Source organism: Lentzea kentuckyensis, assembly GCF_002150765.1.
GTDB lineage: Bacteria > Actinomycetota > Actinomycetes > Mycobacteriales > Pseudonocardiaceae > Lentzea > Lentzea kentuckyensis.
This window is the reverse complement of record NZ_MUYM01000233.1, coordinates 1-2,521: the sequence shown is the minus strand read 5'-3', so window position 1 is coordinate 2,521 and position 2,521 is coordinate 1. Positions and strand designations below refer to the sequence as shown.

The window sequence follows — 2,521 nt, the reverse complement described above, 5'->3', positions numbered from 1 at the left end:
GGGGTTGGCATGGCTGTGGATCGTTGGTCGCGCTGGGCTACGAGCGGGTGCGGTGGCGCGGAACCTTGCCGGGGTTTCGTGTCACGGCGCGGGTGTTCGCCGCCGGCGTGGCCGATGTGGAGTTGGTGCGGTCGGTCAGCGCTGGCCAGCCGAGATCGGGTCGGCGTGGGCGGTGATCTCGTCTGGCGTGGAGTTGGCATGGCTGTGGATCGTCGGTCGCGCTCGGCAAGAGCGAGTGCGGTGGCGCGGAACCTTGCCGGGGTTTCGTGTCACGGCGCGGGTGCTCGCCGCCGGCGTGGCCGATGTGGAGTTGGTGCGGTCGGTCAGCGCCGGCCAGCCGAGATCGGCCGGAGTGCGCGGCGATCTCGGTGGCACGGAGCTGGTACGACCGCGCGCGTTGAGCGAGGGCCTAGAGTTCTTCGCCTGCCTGGCCGACGCAGAACTGGTTGCCGTCCGGGTCGGCCAGCACCGACCAGACGAGACCGGGGACGCTGTGCACCGCCACCTCGGTGGCGCCGAGCTCGACCAGGCGGGCGACCTCCGCCTTGCGGTCCGGCACGTGCGAGTCGAAGTGGATGCGGTTCTTGCCCGGCGTGGCGTCCGGCACCTGCTGGATGCCTAAGGCCGGGCCGGTCTCGGTGTTCGGCGCGAGGAGGAGGAACTCGCCCCAGTCGTTCTGGATCGTGGTGTTCAGAGCGGCCGTCCAGAACTCCGCGAGCTTGCGCGCGTCGCCGGTGTCGATGGTGATCATTTCAATCGTCAGGGACATGCGGGGGACGCTACTCAGGGGGTCTGACAATTTTGGTCTGTGCAGGTCAGAGGCCGTGAAACCCGCCGCCGCGAAAGAGCCGGCGGCGTAACCAGTAGGCTGCTCCAACAGCCCGTGAACGAGGAGTACCCACCGTGATCACCAGGATGTCGTCGCTGTTCCTGCGCACTCTTCGCGAGGATCCGGCGGACGCCGAAGTGCCCAGCCACAAGCTGCTGGTGCGCGCCGGCTACGTCCGCCGCGTCGCGCCGGGCGGGTACACCTGGCTGCCGCTCGGGCTCAAGGTGCTCCGCAACATCGAGGCCGTCGTCCGCGAGGAGATGGACGCCTTCGGCGCGCAGGAGATCCAGTTCCCCGCGTTGCTGCCCAAGGAGCCCTACGAGGCGACGAACCGGTGGGAGGAGTACGGCCCCAACCTGTTCCGCCTGAAGGACCGCAAGGGCGCCGACTACCTCCTCGGTCCCACGCACGAGGAGATGTTCACCCTCGCGGTGAAGGGCGAGTACAGCTCGTACAAGGACTACCCCGTCACGCTGTACCAGATCCAGACCAAGTACCGCGACGAGGCGCGTCCCCGTGCGGGCATCCTGCGCGGCCGCGAGTTCCTGATGAAGGACTCGTACTCGTTCGACCTCACCGACGAGGGCCTGAGCCAGTCGTACCAGGACCACCGCGACGCCTACATCCGCATCTTCGACCGGCTCGGCCTGGAGTACGTGATCGTCTCCGCCACGTCCGGCGCGATGGGCGGGTCGGCGTCGGAGGAGTTCCTCGCCGTCGCCGAGACGGGTGAGGACACGTTCGTCCGCAGCACCGAGTCCGGTTACGCGGCGAACGTCGAGGCCGTCGCGACGCCCGCGCCCGCCGAGCAGTCGATCGACGACAAGCCCGCCGCGCAGGTGCACCACACGCCGAACACGCCCACCATCGAAAGCCTGGTCGACTTCCTCAACGCGAACACCGACCGCAAGTTCACCGCGGCGGACACGCTGAAGAACGTGCTGGTCAAGGTGAAGCACCCCGGCAAGGACTGGGAGCTGCTCGCCGTGGCCGTCCCCGGCGACCGCGAGATCGACTTCAAGCGCCTCGAAGCGGCCGTGGAGCCCGCCGAGGTCGCGATGCTCGAAGAGGGCGACTTCGCCAAGAACTCGTTCCTGGTCAAGGGCTACATCGGACCGGGCGCGATCCAGGCGAACGGCGTCCGCTTCCTCGCCGACCCCCGCATCGTCAAGGGCACCGCGTGGGTCACCGGCGCGGACAAGACCGATCACCACATCCTCGACCTGGTGGTGGGCCGCGACTTCACGCCCGACGGCGTCATCGACGTCGCCGAGGTCCGCGAGGGCGACCCGTCGCCCGACGGCAAGGGCGTGCTGGTCGCCGCGCGCGGCATCGAGATCGGCCACATCTTCCAGCTCGGCCGCAAGTACGCGGACGCGTTCTCGCTCGACGCCCTCGGCCCTGACTCCAAGCCCGTGCGCATCACCATGGGTTCGTACGGCGTCGGCGTCTCGCGCCTCGTCGCGGTCATCGCCGAGCAGTCGCACGACGACCGCGGCCTGATCTGGCCCCGCAACGTGGCCCCCGCCGACGTCCACGTCGTCGTCGCGGGCAAGGACGAGACGCTCATGACGGCCGGCGAGGACTTCGCGAAGCAGCTGAGCGACAAGGGCCTCAAGGTCATCCTGGACGACCGCAAGGCGAGCCCCGGCGTGAAGTTCGCGGACGCCGAACTGGTCGGCATCCCGACGA

At 68.9% G+C, this 2,521-nt stretch carries 2 protein-coding genes; one reads left to right on the top strand and one right to left on the bottom strand.

The genetic code is table 11. From position 1 onward, the window contains the following. Window positions 1–409 precede the first annotated feature (409 nt). Window positions 410–769, bottom strand: a complete 360-nt coding sequence (locus B0F77_RS46255) for a VOC family protein (RefSeq protein ID WP_086669358.1) — start codon at window positions 767–769, stop codon at window positions 410–412. A 134-nt stretch (window positions 770–903) separates the two neighbouring features. On the opposite strand from B0F77_RS46255, the gene B0F77_RS46250 reads away from it, so the two are divergent. Further along, on the top strand, window positions 904–2,521 hold a 1,618-nt coding region (locus B0F77_RS46250), incomplete at its 3' end, for a proline--tRNA ligase (RefSeq protein ID WP_086669357.1).

Excerpts from the sequence above, each read along its gene's own strand:
- B0F77_RS46255 (WP_086669358.1), bottom strand. The coding sequence starts at position 769 with ATGTCCCTGACGATTGAAATGATCACCATCGACACCGGCGACGCGCGC.